Raw genomic sequence first — 21,901 nt, forward strand, 5'->3', positions numbered from 1 at the left:
GTGCCGAAGCCGACCATCGGGACCGGCGCCACCGCGATGACGCTCGCCGTGCTCTCCGCCTTCGATGAGCACGCGCGGGGCAAATAACACCTCCGCCGTCATTGCGAGGAGCCGAAGGCGAGGAAGCAATCCAGTCCGTGATCTTGGATGAACTGGATTGCTTCCGCCGTCGCCCTTCGGGCTATGGCGGACACGTCGCTTCGCTCGCAATGACGGAAATCTTCTTCCCGGGCACGCAAATTCGCGAAATTCTTATCCGGCTCGGCGATTGGCTGACGCCCGCGCAGTTCCCATCTATTTGCGACAACAACCCTTGTGGACGGAAGTCATGGCCCCCAATCGACCGGCCCAACGTCAACTCAAGCTCGGCGCCTTCATGCGCCCTGTCAGCATCCATACCGGCGCGTGGCGCTATCCCGGGGCTTGGCCGGACGCCAATTTCAATTTCCAGCACCTCAAGGACTTGATCCGCAAGCTCGAGGCCGGCAAGTTCGATGCCTTCTTCATGGCCGACCACCTCGCGGTGCTGAACATGCCGGTCAATGCGCTCAAGCGCAGCCATACCGTGACCTCGTTCGAGCCATTCACATTGTTGTCCGCGCTTGCGGCCGTCACCGAGAACATCGGCCTGATCGCGACCGGCTCGACCACCTTCGATGCGCCCTATCACGTGGCGCGCCGCTTCGCCTCGCTCGACCATATCTCCGGCGGCCGGGCGGGCTGGAATATCGTCACCACGTCGAATCCGGATGCGGCGCTGAATTTCGGGCTCGACGACCACATGGAGCATGCCGAGCGCTACAAGCGCGCCCGCGAATTCTATGACGTCGTCACCGGGCTCTGGGATTCCTTTGCCGACGACGCCTTCGTGCGCGACGTCGAGAGCGGGCTATTTTTCGATCCCGACAAGATGCATGTGCTCGACCACAAGGGCAAATATCTCAAAGTGCGCGGGCCGCTGAATATCGCCCGCCCGGTGCAGGGCTGGCCTGTGATCGTGCAGGCCGGCGCCTCCGAGGACGGCAAGCAGCTCGCGGCCGAGACCGCCGAAGCGGTGTTCACCGGCGGCGGCATTCTCGCCGACGCGCAGAAGCTCTATGCCGATATCAAGGGCCGGATGGACAAGATCGGCCGTGATCCCGAGCATCTGAAAATACTTCCCGGCGCCTTCGTGGTGGTCGGCGACAGCGTCGAGGAAGCCAAGGAGAAGCGCGCATTGCTCGACAGCAAGGTGCACTACGAGAGCGCCATCGCCTCGCTCTCGGTCATGCTCGGCACCGACGCGTCCGGCTTCGATCCGGACGGGCCGCTGCCGCCGATCCCCGAAACCAACGCCTCCAAGACCGGCCGGCAGCGCGTGGTCGATCTCGCCGCACGCGACAAGCTCACGGTGCGGCAATTGGCGCAGCGGGTCGGCGGCTATGGCGGGCTGTCCTTCGTCGGCACGCCGCAGACGATCGCCGACCAGATGGAGGAATGGCTGACCAGCCGCGGCTCGGACGGATTCAACATCATGTTCCCCTATCTGCCGCAGGGCCTCACCGATTTCGTCGACCGGGTGGTTCCGGAGCTGCAGCGGCGCGGGATCTTCCGCAAGGAGTATGAGGGCCGGACCTTGCGCGAGAATCTCGGCCTGCCGCGACCGAAAAACCGGTTTTTCGAAGCTTAAAGCGCTCGAATCTGGCTCCGAAACCTTGACTTTGGGCGCTGGCTGGCTAGGTTGCCCGCCATCTGCGCCCCTCCTTGGTTGGCGCCCCAATCCCTATCGATCTGAAGGTTTCAAGACATGGCCAAGGCGGTCACCATCAAGGTCAAGCTCGTGTCCTCCGCCGACACCGGCTTCTACTACGTCGCCAAGAAGAACTCGCGCACCATGACCGAGAAGATGGTCAAGAAGAAGTACGACCCGGTGGCGCGCAAGCACGTCGAATTCCGCGAATCCAAGATCAAGTAAGACGCGGACATCTGCCGACTTCTAACGGGGCCCTTTTGGGCCCCGTTTTTATTTTGGGCGATACCGTCAGTGCCATCGGCCGGGCGTGGGCTTGCGAATTTTCCGTGTCCGGTAACAAACCGGAAACCAAACATTTGCAATTGGCGAGGTACTTAGAGACCAACGCGCCTCCCTGCCCCTTTAAATCCGGATCACCGATGACCGACGCTCAGAGCCTCCAGACCCGCCTCGAATTCATCGGCATCGATCGCGCCACCAGGGACGCGTTGCGCGACCTGCGCCCGCTGATCGCCAAGACTCTGCCCGGCCTGTTCGACAAGTTTTACGCGCAGCTTGGCAAGCACGCTGCGCGGCAGGCCGCCGACCAGGCCGCGATCCGCCAGGCCAAGCAGGCGCAGATCGACCATTGGAACGTGATCGCCAACGCCAAATTCGACGACGCCTACGCGGCGTCGGTGGCGCGGATCGGCCAGAGCAACGCCAAGCTCGGCCTCGAGCCGCGCTGGACCATCGCGGGCTATTCCCTCGTCGTCACCGGCCTCACCAAGGCCATCGAGTCTGAGTCGGCAAATGGCTGGTTCGGCAGCGCCACGGCGCGCGACAAAAAGGCGCTGATGCAGGCGGCGATCACCCGCGCCGCCATGCTCGACATGGATCTCGCGATCGCGGTCTACCTCGATGCTGCCAAGCACGACCAGACCATCGCCATGCGCAAGATGGCGGACGATTTCGAATCAACCGTCGGCCGCATCATCAACAACGTGTCCACCGCGTCGCACGAGCTCGAGGCTGCGGCGGGCACACTGACCAAAACAGCGGAAAAGACCCAGCAGCTTTCCAACAGCGCGGCCCAGGCTTCGACCCAGGTCTCGGCCAATGTGCAGTCGGTGGCGTCCGCGAGCGAGGAAATGACCTCCTCCGTCCATGAGATCGGACGCCAGGTGACGGCCTCGACCGGCATCGCCGAGGAAGCGGTGCGCCAGATCGAGCAGACCGACATCGGCATCAGCGAGCTGTCTCGCACCGCCGAGCGGATCGGCGACGTGCTGAAGCTGATCACCTCGATCGCCGCCCAGACCAATCTCTTGGCGCTCAACGCCACCATCGAGGCGGCACGCGCCGGCGACGCCGGCCGCGGCTTCGCGGTGGTCGCCTCCGAGGTCAAGGCGCTGGCGTCGCAGACCGCCAAGGCGACTGAGGACATCAGCCAGCAGATCGAAGGCATCCAGTCCGCGACGCAATCCTCGGTCGCCTCGATCAAGCGGATCGGCGGCACCATCAAGCAGATCTCGGAGATTGCCTCCGGCATCGCCGCCGCCGTCGAGGAGCAAGGCACGGCCACCGGCCTGATCTCGCGCAACGTCCAGGAGGTCGCGGGCGGCACCGCGCGCGTCGCCGGCAATATCGGCGATGTCAGCCAGGGCGCCAACGCGACCGGTGCGGCCTCGGCGCAGGTGCTCTCCTCCGCCCACGCGCTGTCGCAGCAGAGCGGCCAGCTCAAGCAGGAGCTGGAAAAGTTCCTCAAGAACGTCCGCGCCGCGTAAGCAACGAAGACACACATCACGATAAATCGGCCGGCAGAGTTCATCTCTGCCGGCCTTTTTCGTTACGCAGGCCTGTGTCTGACGCGCCAGCACGTCGATAGAACAGTCGCGTGCGCCAACATGCCCGACCTTTGCCATGGAAAAACACGTTTCGTGCAGAATATGTCCGGCGCGATATCAGCGAGTCACCACGGTCGGGGAACAATGCGTGCTCAATTCGCCCGACGGGCGAAGCGTCAACAGGCCAATTGGAGGCAACTTACCTGCGGCGCATTGCTGCTCTCCTGCCTCTCGCTGTGCCCCTCCGGCGCCCTGCGAGCAGAAGGCGCGGAGCAGGCGCGTCCCGCGGACGACGCCAAAGAACAGGACGATCGCAATCCGACCTTGCGGCTGCAGCAGACACCGAGCAGCAAGCCGACGGCGCCAGCCGTTCCGCAACTGGTCCTCAGTCCTGAAGAGGCCAAAAAAGTTGGCCGCAAGATCTGGCTCAACGAGACCGGCGGCAATCGCAACGCGATCACGTCGTGGAATCCGGGCGAGGATTTCGCATCACTCGGCGTCGGCCATTTCATCTGGTTTGCGAAAGGCCAAACGCCGCCGTTCGAGGAGAGCTTTCCGTATTTGGTGACGTTTCTCCGCCAGGAGCAGGCGCATCTGCCGGCCTGGCTCGACAAGACGCCGACGCCGCCTTGTCCGTGGACCAGCCGGGCCGATTTCAAGAAGAACTTCAACTCGCCTGAGATGAAACAGCTGCGCCAGTTTCTGCTCGAGACGATGACCGCGCAAACCCAGTTCTTGGTGCTGCGTGCGCAAGGCGCGATGGACAAGATCCTGGCGAACACGTCGGACGGCGCGGAGCGCGACCACATCATCGCGCAATTCTCGCGCGTGACGCATGCGTCCAAGGATCTCTATCCGCTGATCGACTACATCAACTTCAAGGGCGAAGGCACCAACCCCGCCGAGACCAGCCTGGACCAGCAGACGGGACAACGGCGAGGCTGGGGCCTCAAGCAGGTGCTGCTCGCCATGAACGGCAACACGAGCGAGCCGAAAGCCGTGCTCGCGGAATTTGCCGAGGCGGCGCGGCAGGTGCTGCACGATCGGGTTCGCAATCAACCCCCCAGTCGCATCTGGGAGGTCGGCTGGCAGCGTCGCGTCGACACCTATCGGCGTCCGATCGCGGAGCAAGGCTCCGAGCCAGGGCAGCGCCCGGCCCTGCCATTGCGAGCCAGGCGCGGTCAGGTCGTGTTCCTGAACAAATAGCGCGCCAACGCGGCAGACACATGCGAGCCGGTTTGATTCCCCGCGCCGTCCGCATCTCCGCCGACACACCAGCACGGGGACTTTCGCGTGGATCAGCACGCTGCTCGTCACACTGGCTGCGTGACTTCATCGATCACGTGAAGAGCCGCCCGTACCCGGCAATCAAAACCGGGCATCGACTTCGGGCGATGCAGACGAGGCTGCGTCGGGCGCGTTGAGCGCCGGACCGGCATAGCACCTGATCAATGTCGCGGTGATCACGCGCATCCGGATTTCGCTGATGACCTTGGGATCGTAACCTTGATCTAGATCAAGCAGCGATCGCGCGTGGCCTCCAGCTTGGGCGCGTCCAAGGAGCATGCCGATGAAACGACTTTTCGCTTCCGTCGCCCTCTTGATCGCAGCGGCGGCGCCAGCCCTCGCCCAGGTCGAGCTGAAGACCTATGCCAACGGCGACGGCTACGTCGACGTCCAGGCTCTCACCTGCGCCCAGCTTGCCAACACCTATCAGGAGGATGCCGATTATCTCGCGGCCTGGTACAGCGGCTGGTACAACGGGCTCGCCAAGAAACACCTGCTGCAGGTCAATCGCATCAAGGAGCTGCAGCACAACATCATTGTCTATTGCAAGGCGAACCAGAGCAAGAAGGTGATCCAGGCGATCGACGCCGTCTTCACGCAGTACCGGGCTGAAAACGGCATCAAGATGGACAAGTGATCGCAGCGAACGGGCGCCCTCACCCGACCTTCAACGCAGCAACGGCGCCGCGCCGTTCGCCCCGGGGGTGAGGCGCCTGTCACGCCGCCGGCCGCACGCCAAAAACCTCTGGCGTCAGCATCAGGTCGGCAAGCGTGTATTTGTCGAGGACGGTGTTGAAGGCGCTAAGCCCCTCGGAGAGGATGCCACGCAACCGGCAGCTCCGCGTGATGATGCATTGATTGCCCGTGCTGAAGCATTCGACCAGCGCGAAGTCGGGTTCCGTGGCGCGAACCACGTCGCCGAGCCGGATCTTGCGGGGCGGCTTCGCCAGCATCAGGCCGCCGGAGCGGCCGCGCACCGCTTTCAGAAATCCGGCCTTGGTGAGGGTGTTCGTGATCTTCATCAGGTGCGCGCGCGAGATGCCATAGACCTCGGATGTCTCCTCGATGGTGATCAGCCTGTCATCGTGAGCCGCCGCATACATCAGCAGCCGCACCGCAAAGTCGGTAAAGTTCGTCAGCCTCATGGATCGTTCCTTCGCTGCCGATCGAGGACCGCAAACGGTCGCGGCCCTGTGAGCCCCGGCGACAGAGATCAGCTTTACAAACCGGCTTCAGCACGATAGATGTATCCACAATACATGTTTATACGTTGAATGCGAGCCTCGGCACCTGTTGGACCTCACTTTCCGTGAAACGTTAAATCGTCAGCAGGAAGGATCATGCCATGAAACATCACGCGCATCTCGCGACCCAAAAGGTCGCTACCGATCCCTATTCCGGCAGCAGCCTGGTGCCGATGCTGGTGGTTGGTCTGGTCTTGACGCTCATTGGTATGGTTGCCGCAGTGCTTTTAACGTAAGGCGCACGCGAAACTGGCGACCGTGACGATATCGGCGCCAATCTCATGAGTGATGCAGCGCAAGTCCGATCCGCCAGGGATCGGGTTTTGCAGTTCCGATTTGCGATGCAATCCGGAATCCCTGCCCTGTGCCAGCAGCGGGAACCGAGGACGGTCAGATGGATTCGTCTTGGCAGGAGCAACGCCATGCTGACGACGTTTGAACGACAGCCCCAGGTGCGGACATTGCGCGGATGGGCAATCTCGGTGCTGCAGGATGCCGGAGCGATTCGCGAGTGCGAGGAGCATGGCTGGATGCAGGATCGCGCCGATCCACACGCACGGGAGCACGCCATGGCAATCGCTCGGCAAGCCCCGCCCCCTCACGTTTCCGCGGACGAGGCCGTCGCGGCTGTCCAGGATGTGCTCGGCTCCATCGGCGACACCTGCCCCGAGTGCCCGGATGGTCCGGTCTAGAGCGTATCGGCTCGCATTGGAAACGCGCCAGACCTTCGCCCGCTCGTTAAAGCGCGGCAACACGCGATGGAATTTTGGACCGTTGGCCGGCAGCCTCAATGATCTATCGACAGGCGCTTGACGTTCGCAGCAACGATCCGGCGATAGTTGTCAATCACCAGCCCGGCGTCGCCGCCTCGCAGCAGAATCCAGCCTGCGTGCTGCATCGCCTCGATCTTTTCAGTGACCATCAGAAGCATTTCATCGGGCGATGCCTGCCCCTCGGACAACAGTCGCAAGCGAAGGTCGATGACACGAGATGCTTCCGCCAAAAGCGTCATGAAGGAAAAAACAATCACGTGCTGACCTCGCGGCGGAATGCCACGGTGGCAACCGCTGGCCGCGCCCTTGGTTCCCAACCGTACGTTCCGGGCGTAGGCCCATTGCCGATGCCTCCAGGGACGCGTCTACCGCGCGAGCAAAGAGTTTTGAAAGCGCGCGAACATGGTAGCTGGCCCTGGATAGATCTCGGCGCAGCCGGCCTGGCGCAACGCGCCCTCCGTAAACCCGCCGCACAGCACGCCGATGGTCGCGACCTTGGCTTTGCCGGCCGCTGCAGCATCATAGGGCGTATCGCCGATCGCCACGGCGTCACCGCCATCGATCTTAAGCTTCTCGAGCACGACCTCGAAGATGTCCGGTGCCGGTTTGGATTGTTCGACATCGTCGGAACAGGTCGTCACGTCCACCAGGTCGGTGATGCACGCAATCTCGAGGTACTTGTCCAATTCATCCTGCTTGGCCGAGGATGCGATGGCGATCCGAACACCTGCATCGCGCACCCGCCGCAGCAGATCGGGGACCGCCGAGAACGGACGCACGAGCGGGAGGTACTCGGCCTTGAAGCGCTTGCCGCGCCATTCTTCAAGCTCTTTGCCGTGGTCCTGTTGTTGCTCGGCGGAAAGGAAGACGGGGATGAGCTTGTCTCCGCCTTTTCCGATCTGGCCTCTCGCCTGCTCGAAGCTCACATCATGTCCGAACCGGACCATCGCGTCGTGCCAGGCAAGTGCGTGAAGGTCCACCGAGTCCAGCAACGTCCCGTCCAGATCGAAGATAGCGGCCTTCGGCATTCAAAGTCCTCCAAACTCGTCGCGAGCGCGGCCCGCATAGCGCGTGTCTTTCGCCCACGACCTGCCGCGAATTGCGAAGGCGCGACTGTCTGATGTCACCGGGTGCTTCATGATGCGCTACGCCGATTTCCGCTGCGACCTTGCCGTGGACTTCTTCGCCGTTTCCCTGGCCGGCTTCTTGCCGGCGATCGGCATCAGCATTTCCTTCTGACCAGCCGCCGCCTTTTTCGGCCTCTTGGGCGTCTTCTTCGGCTCCTCGGCCCCAGCCGCCGCTCCGCCGCCCACGCTGCGACGCAGCGCCTCCATCAGATCGACGACGTTCGCGCCGCGCGGCCGCTCCTTGGGCCTAATCGGCCGCCCCGCGCGCTTCTCGTTGATCAGCTCGACGAGGGCCGCCTCATACTGGTCTTCAAATTTCTCCGGTTCGAACCGGCCGGATTTCTGGTTCACGATATGCTTGGCGAGATCGAGCATGTCCTTGGTGATTTTGACATCCTGGATCTCATCGAAGTACTCGTCGGCAGCGCGCACCTCATAGGGATAGCGCAGCAAGGTACCGACAAGCCCCTTGTCCATGGGCTCCAGCGCGATGATGTGCTCACGGCTGGTCAGAACGATGCGGCCGATCGCAACCTTGTTCATGTCGCGAATGGTTTCGCGGATCACCGCAAAGGCGTCGTGCCCCACCTTGCCGTCCGGACGCAGGTAGTAAGGCCGGATCAGATAGCGTGGGTCGATCTCCGACTTGTCGACAAACTCGTCGATCTCGATCGTGCGCGTCGATTCCAGCGCGACCTCTTCGAGCTCTTCCTTGGTGACCTCGATGAAGGTGTCCTTGTCCAGCGCATAGCCTTTGACGATGTCTTGGCTCGCGACTTCCTCGCCGCTGTCGGCATCGACCTTCAAATATTTGATGCGGTGACCGGTCTTGCGGTTGAGCTGGTTGAAGGAAATTTTCTCGCCTTCCGAGGTAGCAGGATACAGAGCGACTGGACAGGTCACGAGCGAAAGCCGCAGAAAACCCTTCCAATTGGCGCGGGGAGCCATGAACGCGTTACTCCGAAATGGGACTTGCGGATTCAAGACGATCGACCCCTTCTGGTTCCGACACGGAGCCCGCCAACGTTGCGAACATTTAAGGTCCGCTTCGATCAGGTGAAACAGGCCGTCACCGGAAAGATGATCGATGTCACCGCAACGGCGTGGAATGACCTAGTCCGCGATATCTGGACTGCGCCCTGTGCTTGCTCCCCATGCACGGGGCGGCCTCGTCCGAGCGACCAGCGCGAGCGCGAGCGCGACAACACCGTGCTCTGAGGACAATCATCCGCAATCCTTGAATCGCAGGGTGATGGATCGAGGTTGCGATCACTCGACGCCATCGCACATGAGGCGACCTCGGTCCCATGCCGCCCTAGCGTGCGATCACGAAAGAAATCCTGTCCTCTTCGCCTATCCTGCACACTGTAATCGCGACCAGGAGGGTGAATGTCTACGAAAGCCAAACCAGCCATCGTATTTTGTCACGGCATTTGGGCCGACGGCTCATGCTTCAGCAAGATCATTCCAGCACTGCAGGCCGATGGCCATGAGGTGATTGCCGTCCAATACGGCCTGGACTCGTTCGACGAAGACGTTGCGACGGTCAAGCGCACGCTCGGCCGGGTCGGCAGTCCGGCCCTTCTGGTGGGACATTCATACGGCGGCGCGACCATAACGGCCTCAGGCGTCGACGAGCGCGTGGTCGGCCTGGTCTACATTGCAGCCGTAGCCCCGGACGCCGGCGAAACCGTACAGGACCAACTCGACAAATATCCGTCGGATATTTTCTCTCGCGTCGAGGTCGCGGATGGGCGCGCCTGGATGCTTCCGAACGGCACCGAGTTTTTCGCAGGCGACCTGTCCGAAGCAGATCAGAAACTCGTGTGGGCGACCCATTATGCGCCCGTCTACGACCTGTTCCAGCAGCAGAAGCTCAGCGCCGGCAATGTTGCATGGAGGACGAAGCCAAGTTGGTACGTTCTGGCCACGCAAGACCGTACGGTGCATCCCGACCTGCAGCGCTGGGTCTCCAAGCGCATGGGAGCGACCGTTACCGAGGTGGCGAGCAGTCACGTGCCGATGCTCTCTCAGCCGGACATCGTGATCGAGGTGATCCGCAAGGCCGCTGCCGCCGTCCAACAAAGGTGAACGCGCGACACATTGCGAAACCATGTGGCGTGCGGATGAGCGGGGCGGTATCCGGGGTTTGACCCGCATGTCGTCTCCGCCTCCACCCGTTGGGCTTCGGCGGGCAAGGGCACTCATGCGGGCGATGCTCGCTCCGGCACCATCGCAACTCTCCGGCCGCCGTCCGACAAATCCGGCGATGACGGATTGCGGTGACGTGCAGGACTGCATAGCTCTCGGCATCGTGCATGGCCATTGCGGAGAGAGCCTATTTTCCATCTGATATTCGGCCTGCCCGCGCTGCTGGTCATTACCCGCTTCGTCTGGCCGCTCGACTTGCCTTTGATGGCAAAGGCCGCGGTTGCCGTGCTCCTGCTCATTGGGTCGCAGTACCATTTCTGGAGCAAGCTATCTTCGGGCTCGGTGCTTGACCCCGAATTTCCACGCCCGCTGGTCATCCTCTTCAACTGGCTGTTTGGCGCGATCGTCTTCCTCGCGCTGCTGCAATTGCTGCTTGATGGCGCCACGTTGCTTCGGATGCTGGTCGGTGGAGGCGTGACTGTGCCCGACGGCATTCGCTACGCGATGGCCGCAGTGGCCAGCATTCTGGCTGCGATCGCCGTCAATCAGGCCATACGTGTACCGCCGTTGAAAGACGTCGAGATCGGCATTCGCGGACTGCCGCGGCAATTCGACGGCTACACCATCCTGCAACTGACCGATCTCCATATCAGCCGGCTTTTCCCTGTGGCGTGGACGCACGCCGTCGTCAAGCGATCGGCGAGTCTCGGTATCGACCTGATCGTCGTGACCGGGGATCTGATCGACGGCCCTCTCGCCCTCAGGCGGTCGGATGTCGAGCCGCTCCGGCACCTGCGCGCGCCCGACGGCGTCTATGTCATCCCCGGCAACCACGAATATTACTTCGGCTACCGCGCCTGGATGGAGCACTATGCGGCACTGGGAATGCACGTGCTCGAGAACAGGCACGTCGTTCTCGATCGCGACGAAGGCAAGCTTGTCCTGGCCGGCGTGACCGATCGGTCGGCGCGATCAGGGCATGCCGCCCCCGACCTCGCCGCAGCCCTCGAAGGCGCGCCTCCCGGCGTGCCCGTCATCCTGCTCGACCATCAGCCCGGCGAGGCCCGACGCGCTGCCGCGCTCGGCGTGGGGCTGCAACTCTCCGGACACACGCATGGCGGCATGATTGTCGGCCTCGACAGGCTCGCCGCCCGCGCCAATGCCGGTTTGGTCTCCGGTCGCTACGAGCTCGACGGAATGACGCTCTACGTCAACAACGGCACCGCGCTCTGGCCCGGCTTTGCGCTGCGGCTCGGCCGCCCGTCGGAGCTGACGCGGATCACGCTACGGGTCGCGTGACCAAAGCCCGTGATCTGGCAGAGCGGATAAGCGCAGCGTCATCCGCCATTTCGCGACGAATAAAAAGGAGGGCGGATCACGCTTCGCTGATCTGCCCTCCGACTGACTGATTCATGCTTCGAGGTTATTTGGCAGAATTTAGACGCCTGTTCGTCGTCGAATGCAGGGTGCCGTTCACTCCGGAATGCGCGCCGGCCGAACCGATCGTCGAGTTGGCGGTGCCATTCAGGCTCTTATGGCCGCCGTTGAGCGACGAATTGGCTGAGGAATGCAGACTGCCGTTCGTCCCCGTTGCCGCGCCCTTCGAGCCGATATTCGCATTGGCAGTGCCGTTCGCGGACTGTGCGGACGCCGCGCTGGCGAAGGCCATCGCAAGCGCTCCAGAAAACAGAATCGTGCGGATTTTCATCATCCATCCTTCCATTGATAAGCCCCAAGCCGGCAACGACATTTCAGCTCACACGTTCCCAGCTTTTCCTATCTTTCCCGGCCTGGCTGCTCGCTATTCATCCGACATTCATGAGGCCGGATTGCCGACGGTCTCGCAGGTCCCTCCTTGAGTGTACGTCTATTGGCGTCAGACAAGGCAAGCTTCGGAGCGAATCCGACTTGCGGCTCTCAAATGGCCGTTGCCCGCCCGCGGCCCGAATAGCAGAAAGACTGAATTACCACTTTTTCCCGATCTGGAACCGAGACGCTCGTTCAGTGTTAGTCGGCGATAGCATTTCGGGAGAACTTCAAATGAAAAAGCGTTTATTGTTGGCCACCAGCGCTGCCGTCGTGATCGCGACGTCGGCCTACGCGCAATCCGGTTCGAACAGTTCGACATCGACGCCGTCTGCATCGCAGCAGCAGCCCAGCTCAAGCACAACGCCGAGCTCGAGCACCTCGGCGCAAACTCAGCAGGCTCCGAGCAGCCAGAACGCTGCCGGGCAGTCGAGCTCCACCGGCACCAGCGCTTCCCATAACACGGCGCCAAGCAGTTCGAATCAGGCGCAGACGAATTCGCCATCGAACCAGACCAGGACCAACACGCAATCGAGCCAGACCAGTTCGCCCTCGAACCAGGCTCAGACCACTCCGTCCTCGAATTCGCGGGCGCAGACCGCGAACCCCTCTTCGACCAACAACAACCAGGCGCAGCAATCGCGGTCGGGCGCAAGCTCAACCAACACAGCGGAGCAGCCGAGCCACGATCGGAGCGCCGAGCGCTCGTCATCGACCAATGTGAATGCGTCGGTCAACATCAACGATCAGCAGCGAACCCGCATCAGCCAGTCGGTCTCGCATCTGAACGTGCAGCCGCTCAGCCATGTGAACTTCTCGCTTTCGGTCGGCACCGCGGTGCCGCACGACGTCCGTCTGCAGCCGCTGCCGAGCGAGGTTGTCGAGATCGTGCCGCAATATCGCGGCTACGACTTCGTGCTGGTCAAGGACGAGATCGTGATCGTCGAGCCTTCGAGCTACAAGATCGTGGCGGTTCTGCCCTATTCGGGCCGATCGACCGCGGCCGCTCCCGCACGCACGGAGCAGCGAACGGCGAAATTCAGCGAGCGCGACCGCGACGTGATCCGCAAGCATGCCAGGGCACGCCCTGCCGAGCGGGTCACGACGGGCAGCACCGTGCGCACGGAAATCCGCACTGGCGAGATCGTGCCGGAAGGCGTGGAGATCGAGGCGTTCCCCGAGGACGTCTATCGCGATGCTCCGGACCTGCGCGAATACCGCTACATCAATCGCGACAGCCGGACCTACATCGTCGAACCCCATGAGCGTCGCGTCATCGAAGAGATCGATTGATCAAGGCAAAGAAGGAGAACGACTATGAAGATGATCGCACTGGGAGCACTTGCCGCCACCGCAATGGCGTCAGCGGCGACTGCCGCCCCACTCACGCCAGCCCCCGTAGCTTCGACCGAGGTCGCCGGGCTCGAGCAGGTCAGGCTGGTCTGCAACGAGTATGGCCGGTGCTTCCGGACCGGCCCGCGCTACATTCACCGCTATTACGGCGATGACGGCTATGTGGTGCGCCGGAGCTACGGCTATTACGGTGGTCCGGGCTACTATCACCGCGGGTACGGATACTACGATGGCGGCCCGAGCGTCAGCTTCAGCTTCGGCAGCCGGAGCTGGTAAGCGCGGACGCTTGCTCGATCGCTCACGACGACATGAGATCACGGCCCCGCCAGCTTCGGCGGGGCCTTCGTTTCCTGGATGCCGAAGCCGCGAGCCGTCGGGCAAATCGGTTATGGATCATTCCCGAGCCTGCCGCGCAAATTGCGTGTTCGAATGCCGGAATGCAGCCGCGCCAAAAGATCCATTTCATGAACCGGCTCAAGCGGTTCGCCAGCGAGATCCGTGTTGCGAAAAAAATCTACTTTCGTTTTTCGGAAAAATGTGATTTCCTACCTGCTGTCCCGCCTCACCTGAGGGGCGTTTCGCGATCGTCACGGACGTGGAGGTGGGATGCGGTGGGCGCGTCGGGTTGCAGCGTGATCTGATCATGCGGACGAACAACACGATGCGCACGGTCAAGCCGTGTGGTCCTGGCATCCCGGTGCTGATGCCCCGCGCAATGCATTCGCGTTGTCGCGGAAAACGGGGGCAAGAACGCCGGTCCCCGGAGAGAGCGCGGAGTAAGCCGTAAAGCCATTGCGCAGGGAAAGGCCGGATGTCCGGCGTACCTGTGGTTCTGCCGCGTGCTTTTTTTCCGCACGCGGGCCATGGGTGCGGCTGGCACCCGGCCTTCCCTGCGCCCTCTGTATTTCAGGAGGGTGAGATTGCAGCAAAGCTCGGGCGCGGCGCGCCGCGAGATCGCGGCGTTGTGTGACTCAATGATACGCATTGAGGTCTGTATGAGATGTGGGAGGTACGTCCATTACCCACAACTGTCGTCGTCCGCGCAGGCGGACGATCCAGTACGCCGCGGCGCCTCGGTGAATCACGAATGTCTCTGAATACCGGATCACCCGCATTCGCGGGGTGATGACAGCGGAAACTCAAATCCGCATCGCGCACGGAGCGTGGCCATGAAGCAACGGCCTCCCCTGCCCTCAGCGCCCGCTGCCCGCCGCCTGCGGCAGATAGCCCGGCTCGTTCGGCGGCGACAGCGCGACGACGCGGTTGCGCCCGTCGTTCTTGGCGCGATAGAGCGCGGTGTCGGCGCGCTTGATCACGTCGCTCAGCGGCTCGCCCTTGTGCTCGAGCGTCGACAGGCCGATCGACACCGTGACGTCGAGGCGCTTCTCGCCCTTATGCACCGAGAACGGCTCGTTGGCGATAGAGCGCCGCAGCCGCTCGGCCACCATACCGGCGACATGCAAATCGGTCTCCGGCATCACGATGACGAATTCCTCGCCGCCGTAGCGGCAAGCGAGATCGATGCCGCGGATCGACTTCCGCATGCGCATCGCGAATTCGCGCAACACATCGTCGCCGGCGTCATGGCCATAGCCGTCATTGATCGCCTTGAAGAAGTCGATGTCGAGCACCATCAGCGCCAGCGACTTGCCGCGGCCCGCCGCCTGATCGGCCAGCGTCTGCAGATGCGTCTCCATGTAGCGGCGATTGTGCAGTCCGGTGAGCCCGTCCGTGATCGCCATCTCGATCGAGTTCTGGACGTTGTCGCGCAGATGGTCGGTGTAACGACGCCTGCGGATCTGGGTGCGTGCACGCGCCAACAGCTCGTTCCTGTCGATCGGCCGCAGCAGATAGTCGTTGACACCGATCTCGAGCCCGCGCAGCAGGCGCGCATTGCTGTCGGCATCGGCAATGGCCAGGATCGGCACGTGGCGTGTCCGCTCCAGCGAGCGGATCTGGCTGCACAGTCTGAGCCCATCGAAATTGTCGAGGTCGAGCGAGACGATCACCAAATCGTAGCTGCCTTCGGCTGCGTTGAACAACGCCTCCGCCGGATTGTTTTCGACGTCGACACTGTGCTCGATGGCAAGCATCGGTGCCAAGCGCTCATAGGAGGACGGCCGGTCGTCGACCAGCAAAACGCGGCCGCCCTTCCCCGCATCGGCGATGGCACTGCGCTCCGGCGCTTGCACGCCGATCTCGAGCGAGGTCAGCGCGCGCATGCGCAGCTCGTCGGCCATCATCTTCAGCCGCGTCAGCGAACGGACGCGCGCGATCAGCACGACGTCGGAGACCGGCTTGGTCAGGAAATCGTCGGCGCCGGCCTCCAGCCCGCGCACGCGATCGGACGGGCTGTCGAGCGCCGTGACCATGACCACCGGAATGAAATGCGTTGCCGGATTGGATTTCAGCCGCCGGCAGACCTCGAAACCGTCCATGTCCGGCATCATCACGTCGAGCAGGATGATGTCGCACTCGGCACGCTGGCAGACCTGCAGCGCCTCCGTACCGCTTGCCGCCGTCAGGACGTCGAAATATTCGGCGGACAACCGCGCTTCCAACAGCTTGACGTTGGCCGGGACGTCATCGACCACCAGGATACGCGCGGACATCGAAAACTCCACTCAGCCTATAAAACGACGCACTGTTTCAATGAATTTGCTAACTGAAATCGGTTTGGACAGATATGCTTCGCAGCCGCCCTCGCGAATACGTTCCTCGTCGCCCTTCATCGCGAAAGCCGTGACTGCGACCACCGGGATTGCGCGCAACTCCGGATCGTCCTTGATCCAGCGCGTCACCTCGAGGCCGGACACCTGCGGAAGCTGGATATCCATCAGGATCAGATCGGGCCGCGTCTTGCGCACGATGTCGAGCGCCTCGACACCTGAACTGGTGCCGGAGGTCTCATAGCCATGTGCTTCCAGCAGATCGCGAAAGAGCTTCATATTGAGCTCGTTGTCCTCCACGATCAGGACGGTCTTTCCCATCCGTCCCTCCCAATCCCTGACACCGGTGTACTGCCTCTCCGGCAGGCCTGTGCCCGCCGCTATCTACTCAAACTAGACCCAGATTCGCTTAAAGCCGTTAAGTCCGCATTCCATCTTCGACGAGATGGTTTCCGATTGCTTGAACCAATCCCCGGGACTCGGGCATGATGCTTTTAAATTAGAACCCATAAGTTAATGGAAAGGCAAACCCACGTTTGAAAAAGCCTGCTCAAAAAGTTCGAGAAGTCGCTGAAATCGTTGCGATTCAGGCGCTTTCTTTCCTCGCCGGGGAGCCGGAGCGGCTCGGTAAATTCCTGGCCGAAACCGGGATCGGGCCGGAAACCCTGCGCACGTCAGCGTCGGACCCCAATTTCCTGATCCATGTGCTCGATTTCATCCTGCGCGATGACGAGACCGTGAAGGCGTTCGCCAAGTCCTCGCAGCTCGACCCCACCAATGTCATGGCAGCACGGGACGTTCTTGGAGAGGTAACTGGCAACCGAAAATGGGAACGTGACGTGCCGTGAGCCTATCCGCGCCGGATGCAGGATCACTGGCTGCCGCGACGCCGTCTGTTGTTGCGACGCCCGGCGCCGCGACGGCGCCAGCCTGCTTCTGCCGCGATTGCCTCGTCGACCTCGATGCCAAAGTCAGCCGCTGCGGCGCCTGCGGCTCTCCCCGACTCGTCCGCCACCGCTCGTTGGCGGCGCTCACGCTGGCGCATATCGATTGCGACGCGTTCTATGCCACCGTCGAGAAGCGCGACAATCCTGCTATCGCAGACCAGCCTGTGATCATCGGCGGCGGCAAGCGCGGCGTGGTCTCGGCCGCCTGCTACATCGCCCGTACCTACGGCGTGCGCTCGGCGATGCCGATGTTCAAGGCCCTTGAGCTCTGTCCGTCCGCGATCGTGATCCCACCCGACATGGCGAAATATGTCCGGGTCGGTCGCGAAGTGCGCCACGCCATGCAGGCGCTGACGCCGCTGGTCGAGCCGCTGTCGATCGACGAAGCCTTTCTCGATCTCTCAGGCACCGAGCGCGTGCACGGCATGATCGCAGCCAAGGCGCTGGCGCGCTTTGCCCGCGAGATCGAGCGTGATGTCGGCATCTCGGTCTCGGTCGGGCTGTCCTGCAACAAGTTCCTGGCCAAGATCGCCTCCGATCTCGACAAGCCGCGCGGCTTTGCCACGCTCGACCAGGACGACGCACGCGTGATGCTCGCCGACAAACCGGTCGGCTTCATCTTCGGGGTCGGTCCCGCCACGCAGGAACGGCTCGCGCAACGCGGCTTCCGCACCATTGCCGACCTGCAGCGCGCCGACGAGATCGAGCTGATGAAGCAGTTTCCCTCCGACGGAAGGCGGCTGTGGCGGCTCGCGCGCGGCATCGACGACCGCAAGGTGGTGGCCGACCGCGGCGCCAAAACCATCTCCAGCGAGACCACGTTCGAGACCGACATCCGCGACTACGCCAGCCTAGAGAAGCTACTCTGGGGCCTCTGCGAGAAGACGTCCTCGCGCCTGAAGGCGAGCGAACTGTCGGGCTCCACCATCACGCTGAAACTGAAGACGGCGGATTTCCGCCAGCGCACCCGCTCGCAATCGATCGCCGCGCCGACTCAACTTGCCGGCAAGATCTTCGCCGTTTGTCGCGACATGTTGGCGCGCGAGACCGACGGCACCGCGTTCCGCCTGCTGGGCGCCGGCGTCAGCGCGCTGCGGCCGGGTTCAGACGGTAGTGATACCGACATGCTCGACCGCCGCTCGGCCTCCGCCGAGCGCGCGATCGATTCCCTGCGCAAGAAATTCGGCCAGGCGGCCGTCATTCGCGGCATCGCTTATGACGGCCCGGAGAAAGCCAGCTGAACATGCGTTGCGCCGAAGCAACCCAACGACCGTCGCCATCGACCGCTTCGGCGCGCATCGCCCTCAGGGGCGTTCAATCAGTAGTCCCAGCCGTATCCACCGTACCCGCCGCCATACCCGTAGGAGCCGTAGCCATACGGCTCGCATGGAATGTTGCCATTGCCCCAGGGTGCGGTTGCAAATGCGCCGATGCGCGGCGCCGGGACGCACGAGCGACCATCGAGATAGATCGGACCTGGCGCCGCCGACCCGGAGACGACGACGCGATGCCGCCCATGATAGTCACGCGCCATCGCCGGTGCGCTGATCACGAGCGTCGCACACAAAGCTGCAACCAGAAGCTTCAACTTGGCCATTTGAGTTCTCCATTGCTTGGTGATGGCCGACCCAAAGATCGGCTCGCCTCATGGAGATGAGCGGCGGCGGTTCGCTTCGAAAGCCAACGGTGCGTCACATCATTTCAACGTGCGCGGAGCTTTGCGCAGATGACAAACACTGCCGAGCGAGAATGGCGTGAGGTGGTTACATCCGTATCAGAACGCGACCCGTTCGATGACGGATGTCACAGCAACGATGACATCCTGCCATCTGACATCCTGCAATCAATGGGTGCAGGATTTGGTAACCTTGCTGTCCTTGATCTCGAGCTTGCTGAGCGCGCCGGCAATGACGAAATCATTGTAGTCCAGCACCAGCGACCGCGACACGCCGTTCTCGTACAATTCGAACGACATCGTATAGACCGGCGTCTGCGCGCCTTCGGTCTTCTTGGCGTCGTGATCGTAATAGCTGACCGTCACCGGCCAGCGGGTCAGTCCCTTCATCTGCTCGCTTTCGGTCGCAGGATCGGGCGACGCAATCGGCTTGTCGGGTGGGATCGGCTGACCGATGACGGTGAGCGTGTTGTAGACCTTCTCACCATCGTCGGACCCGTCGTAAAAGGTCAGCTCGAGCAGCGTCTTGCCCTCGCGCGCAGCTTCGACGATGCGCTGGACCTGCTGGTTCGGAAACACGGTCGTACCGTCGAGCGTGAAGGTCTTGACCACGGGCTGCTTCAGTTTGACCGTGATGTGGTCGCCGTTCCGCTCGGCGACGCCGTCGGTCGGACTGGACTCGGTCTCGTTCATCCGGGAATCGCTCTTGAAGCGATAGCTCTTGCCGGTTGCGTCCTCCCAGGCGGTCATGCGCAGGTCGCTCAGCGTGACCTTGCCCTCGCCGACCTCGAGTTCGGAGACCTGGCGGGATTCCGAGGTATAGCCCTCGCAAGGGTTACCGGAGAACTGGTACACCATGCGACCGCGGGCACTGTTGATCGGGCTCGAACCCCGGGTCTTGAGCAGGCTGAGCTCATAGAGCGCCTCGTGCGGCAGGAACGGCACGGTCGCGGCGGCCTTCACAGGTCCCAACGCGATTGCAGCGACGGCCAGCGCCCCCATCGACAATCGAAACGAATACGCCATGATTTTCCCTGTGAGCGCCGGAGTACCGCAACAACTGTCACATTAGTGACCGCTGCATTGCGTCGCAACTGGGGCCGGCTCACGTATAAGTGCAGATGTCATCGGTTGAGCCGTGCTGGCCGTGCGCGATTTGCGTCGCGCGCGAGGCATCGGCCCTGCACTGGGGCGGCTTGCATGTGACTGTCCGATGCGCCAAAGACAACCAGTGGCCCGAGGGCGGGCCGCTTCATGATCAGGCAGGAATTACCATGGCGGGTACGGTCGAGCAGAATCTGGCAGCACAGGGCATCGTCTTGCCGACGCCGAAAGCCCCGGTCGCGAATTACGTCCCCTTCGTGCGCAGCGGCAATCTTTTGTTCGTCTCCGGGCAGGTCTGCTACGACGCCGACGGCAAGCTGATCGCCAAGGGCAAGCTCGGCGCCGGCGTTTCGATCGAGCAAGGCGCGGCAGCCGCGCGTGGTTGCGGCATCAACCTGCTCGCGCAGGTGAAGGCCGCGGTCGGCGATCTCGACAAGGTCGTGCGGGTGGTGCGGCTCGGCGGTTTCGTCAATTCGGCGCCTGATTTCCTCGACGGACCGAAGGTCCTCAACGGCGCCTCCGACCTGATGGTCGCGGTGTTCGGCGACAAGGGCCGGCACTCCCGCACCACGGTCGGCGTCGCGGCGCTGCCGTCGGACGCCGCCGTCGAAGTCGAAGGCGTGTTCGAAGTCGCTTGATAGCAACCGGAAGGACGGGGCGAGATGCGCGCACCTGACTGGCTGACGGCCCGCCCCGTCGCCCACCGAGGCCTGCACGACTCCGCACGCGGCGTGATCGAGAACACGCCGGCGGCGGCACGCGCCGCGGTGGCGGGTCATTTCGCGATCGAATGCGATATCCAGCTCTCCGCCGACGGCGAGGCCATGGTGCATCACGACCATGAGCTCGGCCGCCTCACCGAGGGCTCCGGCCCCCTGGTCGAGAAGACGACGGCCGAACTGAAGGCCATCAAGTTCAAAGAAACCGGCGAGCGGATGATGACGCTCAGTGATCTCTGTGCGCTGGTCGCCGGCAAGGTGCCGTTGGTGGTCGAGGTGAAGAGCCGTTTCGAGGGCGACCGGCGGCTGGTGAAGCGGATGGCCGAGGTGCTCGCCTCCTACGAGGGTCCGGTGGTCGGCATGTCCTTCGACCCCGATCAGGTGGTCGCACTGCGCGAGACCATGCCGAAGCTGACCCGCGGCATCGTGGCCCAGCGCACTTACACCGACGGCTATTGGGAGGGGCTGACGCAGGCGCAGCGTGACTCGATGCTGCATCTGAAGCACGGCTTGCAGACACAGCCGCATTTCGTCGCCTATTGGGTGCAGCAACTGCCGGCGCCGGCGCCCTGGATCGCCCGGAACCTGTTCGGCTGCCCGTTGCTCGCCTGGACCGTCCGGACGCCGGAACAACGCGCCGCGGCGGCGCGCTACGCGGATCAGATGATCTTCGAGGGCTTCACCCCGGGAAGCTGACAGCGGACTTGAAGTCGCTGCTGTCATGCACAATCTTTGCAGGGGCTCACGAAGCGACCTTGCGTGCTTCTCTGCTCTTTCTTGGGGTTCGATGGCATCATCTGAGATCACGCTCGAAGCGCTGCCCTCGGTCAGCGACATTTCTGCCGCCGATTGGGACGCCTGCGCCAATCCGTTGGCCTCCGTCCTCGCCAGCTCGTGCGATGACGTCGGACAGTCTTACAACCCCTTCGTATCCCACGCGTTTTTCTCGGCTGCGGAAGCTTCCGGCGCAGCCGCGGTCCGGACCGGCTGGGGGCCGCGACATCTGGTGGCGAAGGTCGACGAGCGCGTCGTCGGTATCGTGCCCTGCTATCTGAAATCGCATTCACAAGGGGAATATGTCTTCGATCGCGGCTGGGCCGATGCCTATGAGCGCGCCGGCGGCCGCTATTATCCGAAGCTGCAGGCCTCGGTTCCGTTCACGCCGGCGACCGGGCCGCGGCTCCTGATCCGCGACGGCGTGGACCGCGCGCAGATCGGCTCTGCCCTGGCGCAGGGACTGGTCGCGCTGTGCGGGGTCAGCAAGGCCTCCTCGGTTCACGTCACTTTTGCGCAGGAGCAAGAATGGGAGCTGCTCGCAGAGCACGGCTTCCTGCAGCGGACCGACCAGCAGTTCCACTGGCACAATCAGGGCTTCTCCGGCTTCGACGATTTCCTGGCCACGTTGAATTCGCGCCACCGCAAGGCGATCAAGCGCGAGCGCCGCGATGCGCTGGCCGCTGCCGGCATCACCATCCACTGGCTCACCGG

25 protein-coding genes are annotated in these 21,901 nt (G+C 62.9%); 16 read left to right on the top strand and 9 right to left on the bottom strand.

Annotated elements, in window-relative coordinates; translation table 11 throughout:
- The first annotated feature begins 328 nt into the window (after positions 1 to 328).
- The 5 genes from WA702_RS26795 to WA702_RS26815 all read left to right on the top strand — a co-directional run bounded on the left by WA702_RS26795 (position 329) and on the right by WA702_RS26815 (position 5,482).
- Positions 329 to 1,669, top strand: a complete 1,341-nt coding sequence (locus tag WA702_RS26795; RefSeq protein WP_425113560.1) for an LLM class flavin-dependent oxidoreductase — start codon at positions 329 to 331, stop codon at positions 1,667 to 1,669.
- A 117-nt stretch (positions 1,670 to 1,786) separates the two neighbouring features.
- Entirely contained in the window at positions 1,787 to 1,954 is a 168-nt protein-coding gene (rpmG, locus tag WA702_RS26800; RefSeq protein WP_425113561.1) for a 50S ribosomal protein L33, read from the top strand.
- 197 nt (positions 1,955 to 2,151) lie between these two features.
- The gene (locus tag WA702_RS26805) at positions 2,152 to 3,498 is read left to right on the top strand and encodes a methyl-accepting chemotaxis protein (protein WP_425113562.1); all 1,347 of its coding nucleotides are present in this window, start codon (positions 2,152 to 2,154) and stop codon (positions 3,496 to 3,498) included.
- A gap of 273 nt (positions 3,499 to 3,771) precedes the next feature.
- Complete coding sequence (locus WA702_RS26810; protein WP_425113563.1) at positions 3,772 to 4,764, top strand: hypothetical protein; 993 nt, start codon at positions 3,772 to 3,774, stop codon at positions 4,762 to 4,764.
- A 364-nt stretch (positions 4,765 to 5,128) separates the two neighbouring features.
- The gene (locus WA702_RS26815) at positions 5,129 to 5,482 is read left to right on the top strand and encodes an HdeA/HdeB family chaperone (RefSeq protein WP_425113564.1); all 354 of its coding nucleotides are present in this window, start codon (positions 5,129 to 5,131) and stop codon (positions 5,480 to 5,482) included.
- A gap of 79 nt (positions 5,483 to 5,561) precedes the next feature.
- On the opposite strand, the gene WA702_RS26820 is transcribed toward WA702_RS26815, so the two are convergent.
- A complete protein-coding gene (locus WA702_RS26820; RefSeq protein ID WP_425113565.1) occupies positions 5,562 to 5,990 on the bottom strand; it encodes an RrF2 family transcriptional regulator in 429 nt (142 codons plus the stop codon).
- 200 nt (positions 5,991 to 6,190) lie between these two features.
- On the opposite strand from WA702_RS26820, the gene WA702_RS26825 reads away from it, so the two are divergent.
- Both WA702_RS26825 and WA702_RS26830 read left to right on the top strand, forming a co-directional pair.
- On the top strand, positions 6,191 to 6,325 hold the full coding sequence (locus tag WA702_RS26825; protein ID WP_425113566.1) for a hypothetical protein: 135 nt from the start codon (positions 6,191 to 6,193) through the stop codon (positions 6,323 to 6,325).
- A gap of 186 nt (positions 6,326 to 6,511) precedes the next feature.
- Positions 6,512 to 6,781, top strand: a complete 270-nt coding sequence (locus WA702_RS26830) for a hypothetical protein (RefSeq protein WP_425113567.1) — start codon at positions 6,512 to 6,514, stop codon at positions 6,779 to 6,781.
- A gap of 95 nt (positions 6,782 to 6,876) precedes the next feature.
- Here WA702_RS26830 and WA702_RS26835 read toward each other — a convergent pair whose 3' ends face one another.
- The 3 genes from WA702_RS26835 to WA702_RS26845 all read right to left on the bottom strand — a co-directional run bounded on the left by WA702_RS26835 (position 6,877) and on the right by WA702_RS26845 (position 8,937).
- Positions 6,877 to 7,179: a hypothetical protein gene (locus tag WA702_RS26835; protein WP_425113568.1), complete on the bottom strand. Its 303-nt coding sequence runs from the start codon at positions 7,177 to 7,179 to the stop codon at positions 6,877 to 6,879.
- A 48-nt stretch (positions 7,180 to 7,227) separates the two neighbouring features.
- Positions 7,228 to 7,890: an HAD family hydrolase gene (locus WA702_RS26840; protein WP_425113569.1), complete on the bottom strand. Its 663-nt coding sequence runs from the start codon at positions 7,888 to 7,890 to the stop codon at positions 7,228 to 7,230.
- Positions 7,891 to 8,007: 117 nt separating this feature from the next.
- The gene (locus tag WA702_RS26845) at positions 8,008 to 8,937 is read right to left on the bottom strand and encodes a Ku protein (protein WP_425113570.1); all 930 of its coding nucleotides are present in this window, start codon (positions 8,935 to 8,937) and stop codon (positions 8,008 to 8,010) included.
- 441 nt (positions 8,938 to 9,378) lie between these two features.
- Here WA702_RS26845 and WA702_RS26850 point away from each other — a divergent pair, with 441 nt between their 5' ends.
- Positions 9,379 to 10,080 (top strand): alpha/beta fold hydrolase, encoded by a 702-nt coding sequence (locus WA702_RS26850; RefSeq protein ID WP_425113571.1) that lies wholly within the window; start codon positions 9,379 to 9,381, stop codon positions 10,078 to 10,080.
- A 249-nt stretch (positions 10,081 to 10,329) separates the two neighbouring features.
- On the top strand, positions 10,330 to 11,439 hold the full coding sequence (locus WA702_RS26855; protein ID WP_425113583.1) for a metallophosphoesterase: 1,110 nt from the start codon (positions 10,330 to 10,332) through the stop codon (positions 11,437 to 11,439).
- A 124-nt stretch (positions 11,440 to 11,563) separates the two neighbouring features.
- Here WA702_RS26855 and WA702_RS26860 read toward each other — a convergent pair whose 3' ends face one another.
- The gene (locus WA702_RS26860) at positions 11,564 to 11,851 is read right to left on the bottom strand and encodes a hypothetical protein (protein WP_425113572.1); all 288 of its coding nucleotides are present in this window, start codon (positions 11,849 to 11,851) and stop codon (positions 11,564 to 11,566) included.
- A gap of 329 nt (positions 11,852 to 12,180) precedes the next feature.
- Between WA702_RS26860 and WA702_RS26865 the strand changes: the two genes are divergently transcribed.
- Positions 12,181 to 13,239 (top strand): DUF1236 domain-containing protein, encoded by a 1,059-nt coding sequence (locus tag WA702_RS26865; protein WP_425113584.1) that lies wholly within the window; start codon positions 12,181 to 12,183, stop codon positions 13,237 to 13,239.
- 24 nt (positions 13,240 to 13,263) lie between these two features.
- A complete protein-coding gene (locus WA702_RS26870) occupies positions 13,264 to 13,575 on the top strand; it encodes a hypothetical protein (RefSeq protein ID WP_425113573.1) in 312 nt (103 codons plus the stop codon).
- A gap of 917 nt (positions 13,576 to 14,492) precedes the next feature.
- Here WA702_RS26870 and WA702_RS26875 read toward each other — a convergent pair.
- Together WA702_RS26875 and WA702_RS26880 are read right to left on the bottom strand one after the other, a co-directional pair.
- Positions 14,493 to 15,911, bottom strand: a complete 1,419-nt coding sequence (locus WA702_RS26875; RefSeq protein WP_425113574.1) for a PleD family two-component system response regulator — start codon at positions 15,909 to 15,911, stop codon at positions 14,493 to 14,495.
- A gap of 12 nt (positions 15,912 to 15,923) precedes the next feature.
- Positions 15,924 to 16,289 (bottom strand): response regulator, encoded by a 366-nt coding sequence (locus WA702_RS26880; RefSeq protein ID WP_425113575.1) that lies wholly within the window; start codon positions 16,287 to 16,289, stop codon positions 15,924 to 15,926.
- 215 nt (positions 16,290 to 16,504) lie between these two features.
- On the opposite strand from WA702_RS26880, the gene WA702_RS26885 reads away from it, so the two are divergent.
- Both WA702_RS26885 and WA702_RS26890 read left to right on the top strand, forming a co-directional pair.
- A complete protein-coding gene (locus tag WA702_RS26885) occupies positions 16,505 to 16,816 on the top strand; it encodes a DUF3572 domain-containing protein (protein ID WP_425113576.1) in 312 nt (103 codons plus the stop codon).
- A gap of 26 nt (positions 16,817 to 16,842) precedes the next feature.
- Positions 16,843 to 18,156, top strand: a complete 1,314-nt coding sequence (locus WA702_RS26890; RefSeq protein WP_425113585.1) for a DNA polymerase IV — start codon at positions 16,843 to 16,845, stop codon at positions 18,154 to 18,156.
- A 77-nt stretch (positions 18,157 to 18,233) separates the two neighbouring features.
- On the opposite strand, the gene WA702_RS26895 is transcribed toward WA702_RS26890, so the two are convergent.
- Together WA702_RS26895 and WA702_RS26900 are read right to left on the bottom strand one after the other, a co-directional pair.
- Positions 18,234 to 18,512, bottom strand: a complete 279-nt coding sequence (locus WA702_RS26895) for a hypothetical protein (protein WP_425113577.1) — start codon at positions 18,510 to 18,512, stop codon at positions 18,234 to 18,236.
- 246 nt (positions 18,513 to 18,758) lie between these two features.
- A complete protein-coding gene (locus tag WA702_RS26900) occupies positions 18,759 to 19,616 on the bottom strand; it encodes a cell envelope integrity EipB family protein (protein ID WP_425113578.1) in 858 nt (285 codons plus the stop codon).
- Between the two features lie 248 nt (positions 19,617 to 19,864).
- Between WA702_RS26900 and WA702_RS26905 the strand changes: the two genes are divergently transcribed.
- From WA702_RS26905 to WA702_RS26915, 3 genes are all read left to right on the top strand, one after another.
- Complete coding sequence (locus WA702_RS26905) at positions 19,865 to 20,332, top strand: RidA family protein (protein ID WP_425113579.1); 468 nt, start codon at positions 19,865 to 19,867, stop codon at positions 20,330 to 20,332.
- Positions 20,333 to 20,356: 24 nt separating this feature from the next.
- Positions 20,357 to 21,109 (top strand): glycerophosphodiester phosphodiesterase family protein, encoded by a 753-nt coding sequence (locus WA702_RS26910; RefSeq protein WP_425113580.1) that lies wholly within the window; start codon positions 20,357 to 20,359, stop codon positions 21,107 to 21,109.
- Between the two features lie 91 nt (positions 21,110 to 21,200).
- The coding region (locus WA702_RS26915; RefSeq protein WP_425113581.1) for a peptidogalycan biosysnthesis protein at positions 21,201 to 21,901 on the top strand (701 nt) is incomplete at its 3' end.

It is taken from the genome of Bradyrhizobium sp., from assembly GCF_049798375.1.
Taxonomy (GTDB): Bacteria; Pseudomonadota; Alphaproteobacteria; order Rhizobiales; family Xanthobacteraceae; genus Bradyrhizobium.

What these genes read in the sequence shown, in the direction of transcription:
- WA702_RS26895 (WP_425113577.1), bottom strand. Translation starts at nt 18,512, where the DNA reads ATGGCCAAGTTGAAGCTTCTGGTTGCAGCTTTGTGTGCGACGCTCGTG.
- WA702_RS26820 (WP_425113565.1), bottom strand. Translation starts at nt 5,990, where the DNA reads ATGAGGCTGACGAACTTTACCGACTTTGCGGTGCGGCTGCTGATGTAT.
- rpmG (WP_425113561.1), top strand. Translation starts at nt 1,787, where the DNA reads ATGGCCAAGGCGGTCACCATCAAGGTCAAGCTCGTGTCCTCCGCCGAC.
- WA702_RS26870 (WP_425113573.1), top strand. Translation starts at nt 13,264, where the DNA reads ATGAAGATGATCGCACTGGGAGCACTTGCCGCCACCGCAATGGCGTCA.
- WA702_RS26830 (WP_425113567.1), top strand. Translation starts at nt 6,512, where the DNA reads ATGCTGACGACGTTTGAACGACAGCCCCAGGTGCGGACATTGCGCGGA.
- WA702_RS26850 (WP_425113571.1), top strand. Translation starts at nt 9,379, where the DNA reads ATGTCTACGAAAGCCAAACCAGCCATCGTATTTTGTCACGGCATTTGG.
- WA702_RS26865 (WP_425113584.1), top strand. Translation starts at nt 12,181, where the DNA reads ATGAAAAAGCGTTTATTGTTGGCCACCAGCGCTGCCGTCGTGATCGCG.
- WA702_RS26840 (WP_425113569.1), bottom strand. Translation starts at nt 7,890, where the DNA reads ATGCCGAAGGCCGCTATCTTCGATCTGGACGGGACGTTGCTGGACTCG.
- WA702_RS26860 (WP_425113572.1), bottom strand. Translation starts at nt 11,851, where the DNA reads ATGATGAAAATCCGCACGATTCTGTTTTCTGGAGCGCTTGCGATGGCC.
- WA702_RS26795 (WP_425113560.1), top strand. Translation starts at nt 329, where the DNA reads ATGGCCCCCAATCGACCGGCCCAACGTCAACTCAAGCTCGGCGCCTTC.
- WA702_RS26910 (WP_425113580.1), top strand. Translation starts at nt 20,357, where the DNA reads ATGCGCGCACCTGACTGGCTGACGGCCCGCCCCGTCGCCCACCGAGGC.
- WA702_RS26805 (WP_425113562.1), top strand. Translation starts at nt 2,152, where the DNA reads ATGACCGACGCTCAGAGCCTCCAGACCCGCCTCGAATTCATCGGCATC.
- WA702_RS26880 (WP_425113575.1), bottom strand. Translation starts at nt 16,289, where the DNA reads ATGGGAAAGACCGTCCTGATCGTGGAGGACAACGAGCTCAATATGAAG.
- WA702_RS26875 (WP_425113574.1), bottom strand. Translation starts at nt 15,911, where the DNA reads ATGTCCGCGCGTATCCTGGTGGTCGATGACGTCCCGGCCAACGTCAAG.
- WA702_RS26825 (WP_425113566.1), top strand. Translation starts at nt 6,191, where the DNA reads ATGAAACATCACGCGCATCTCGCGACCCAAAAGGTCGCTACCGATCCC.
- WA702_RS26815 (WP_425113564.1), top strand. Translation starts at nt 5,129, where the DNA reads ATGAAACGACTTTTCGCTTCCGTCGCCCTCTTGATCGCAGCGGCGGCG.
- WA702_RS26905 (WP_425113579.1), top strand. Translation starts at nt 19,865, where the DNA reads ATGGCGGGTACGGTCGAGCAGAATCTGGCAGCACAGGGCATCGTCTTG.
- WA702_RS26900 (WP_425113578.1), bottom strand. Translation starts at nt 19,616, where the DNA reads ATGGCGTATTCGTTTCGATTGTCGATGGGGGCGCTGGCCGTCGCTGCA.
- WA702_RS26845 (WP_425113570.1), bottom strand. Translation starts at nt 8,937, where the DNA reads ATGGCTCCCCGCGCCAATTGGAAGGGTTTTCTGCGGCTTTCGCTCGTG.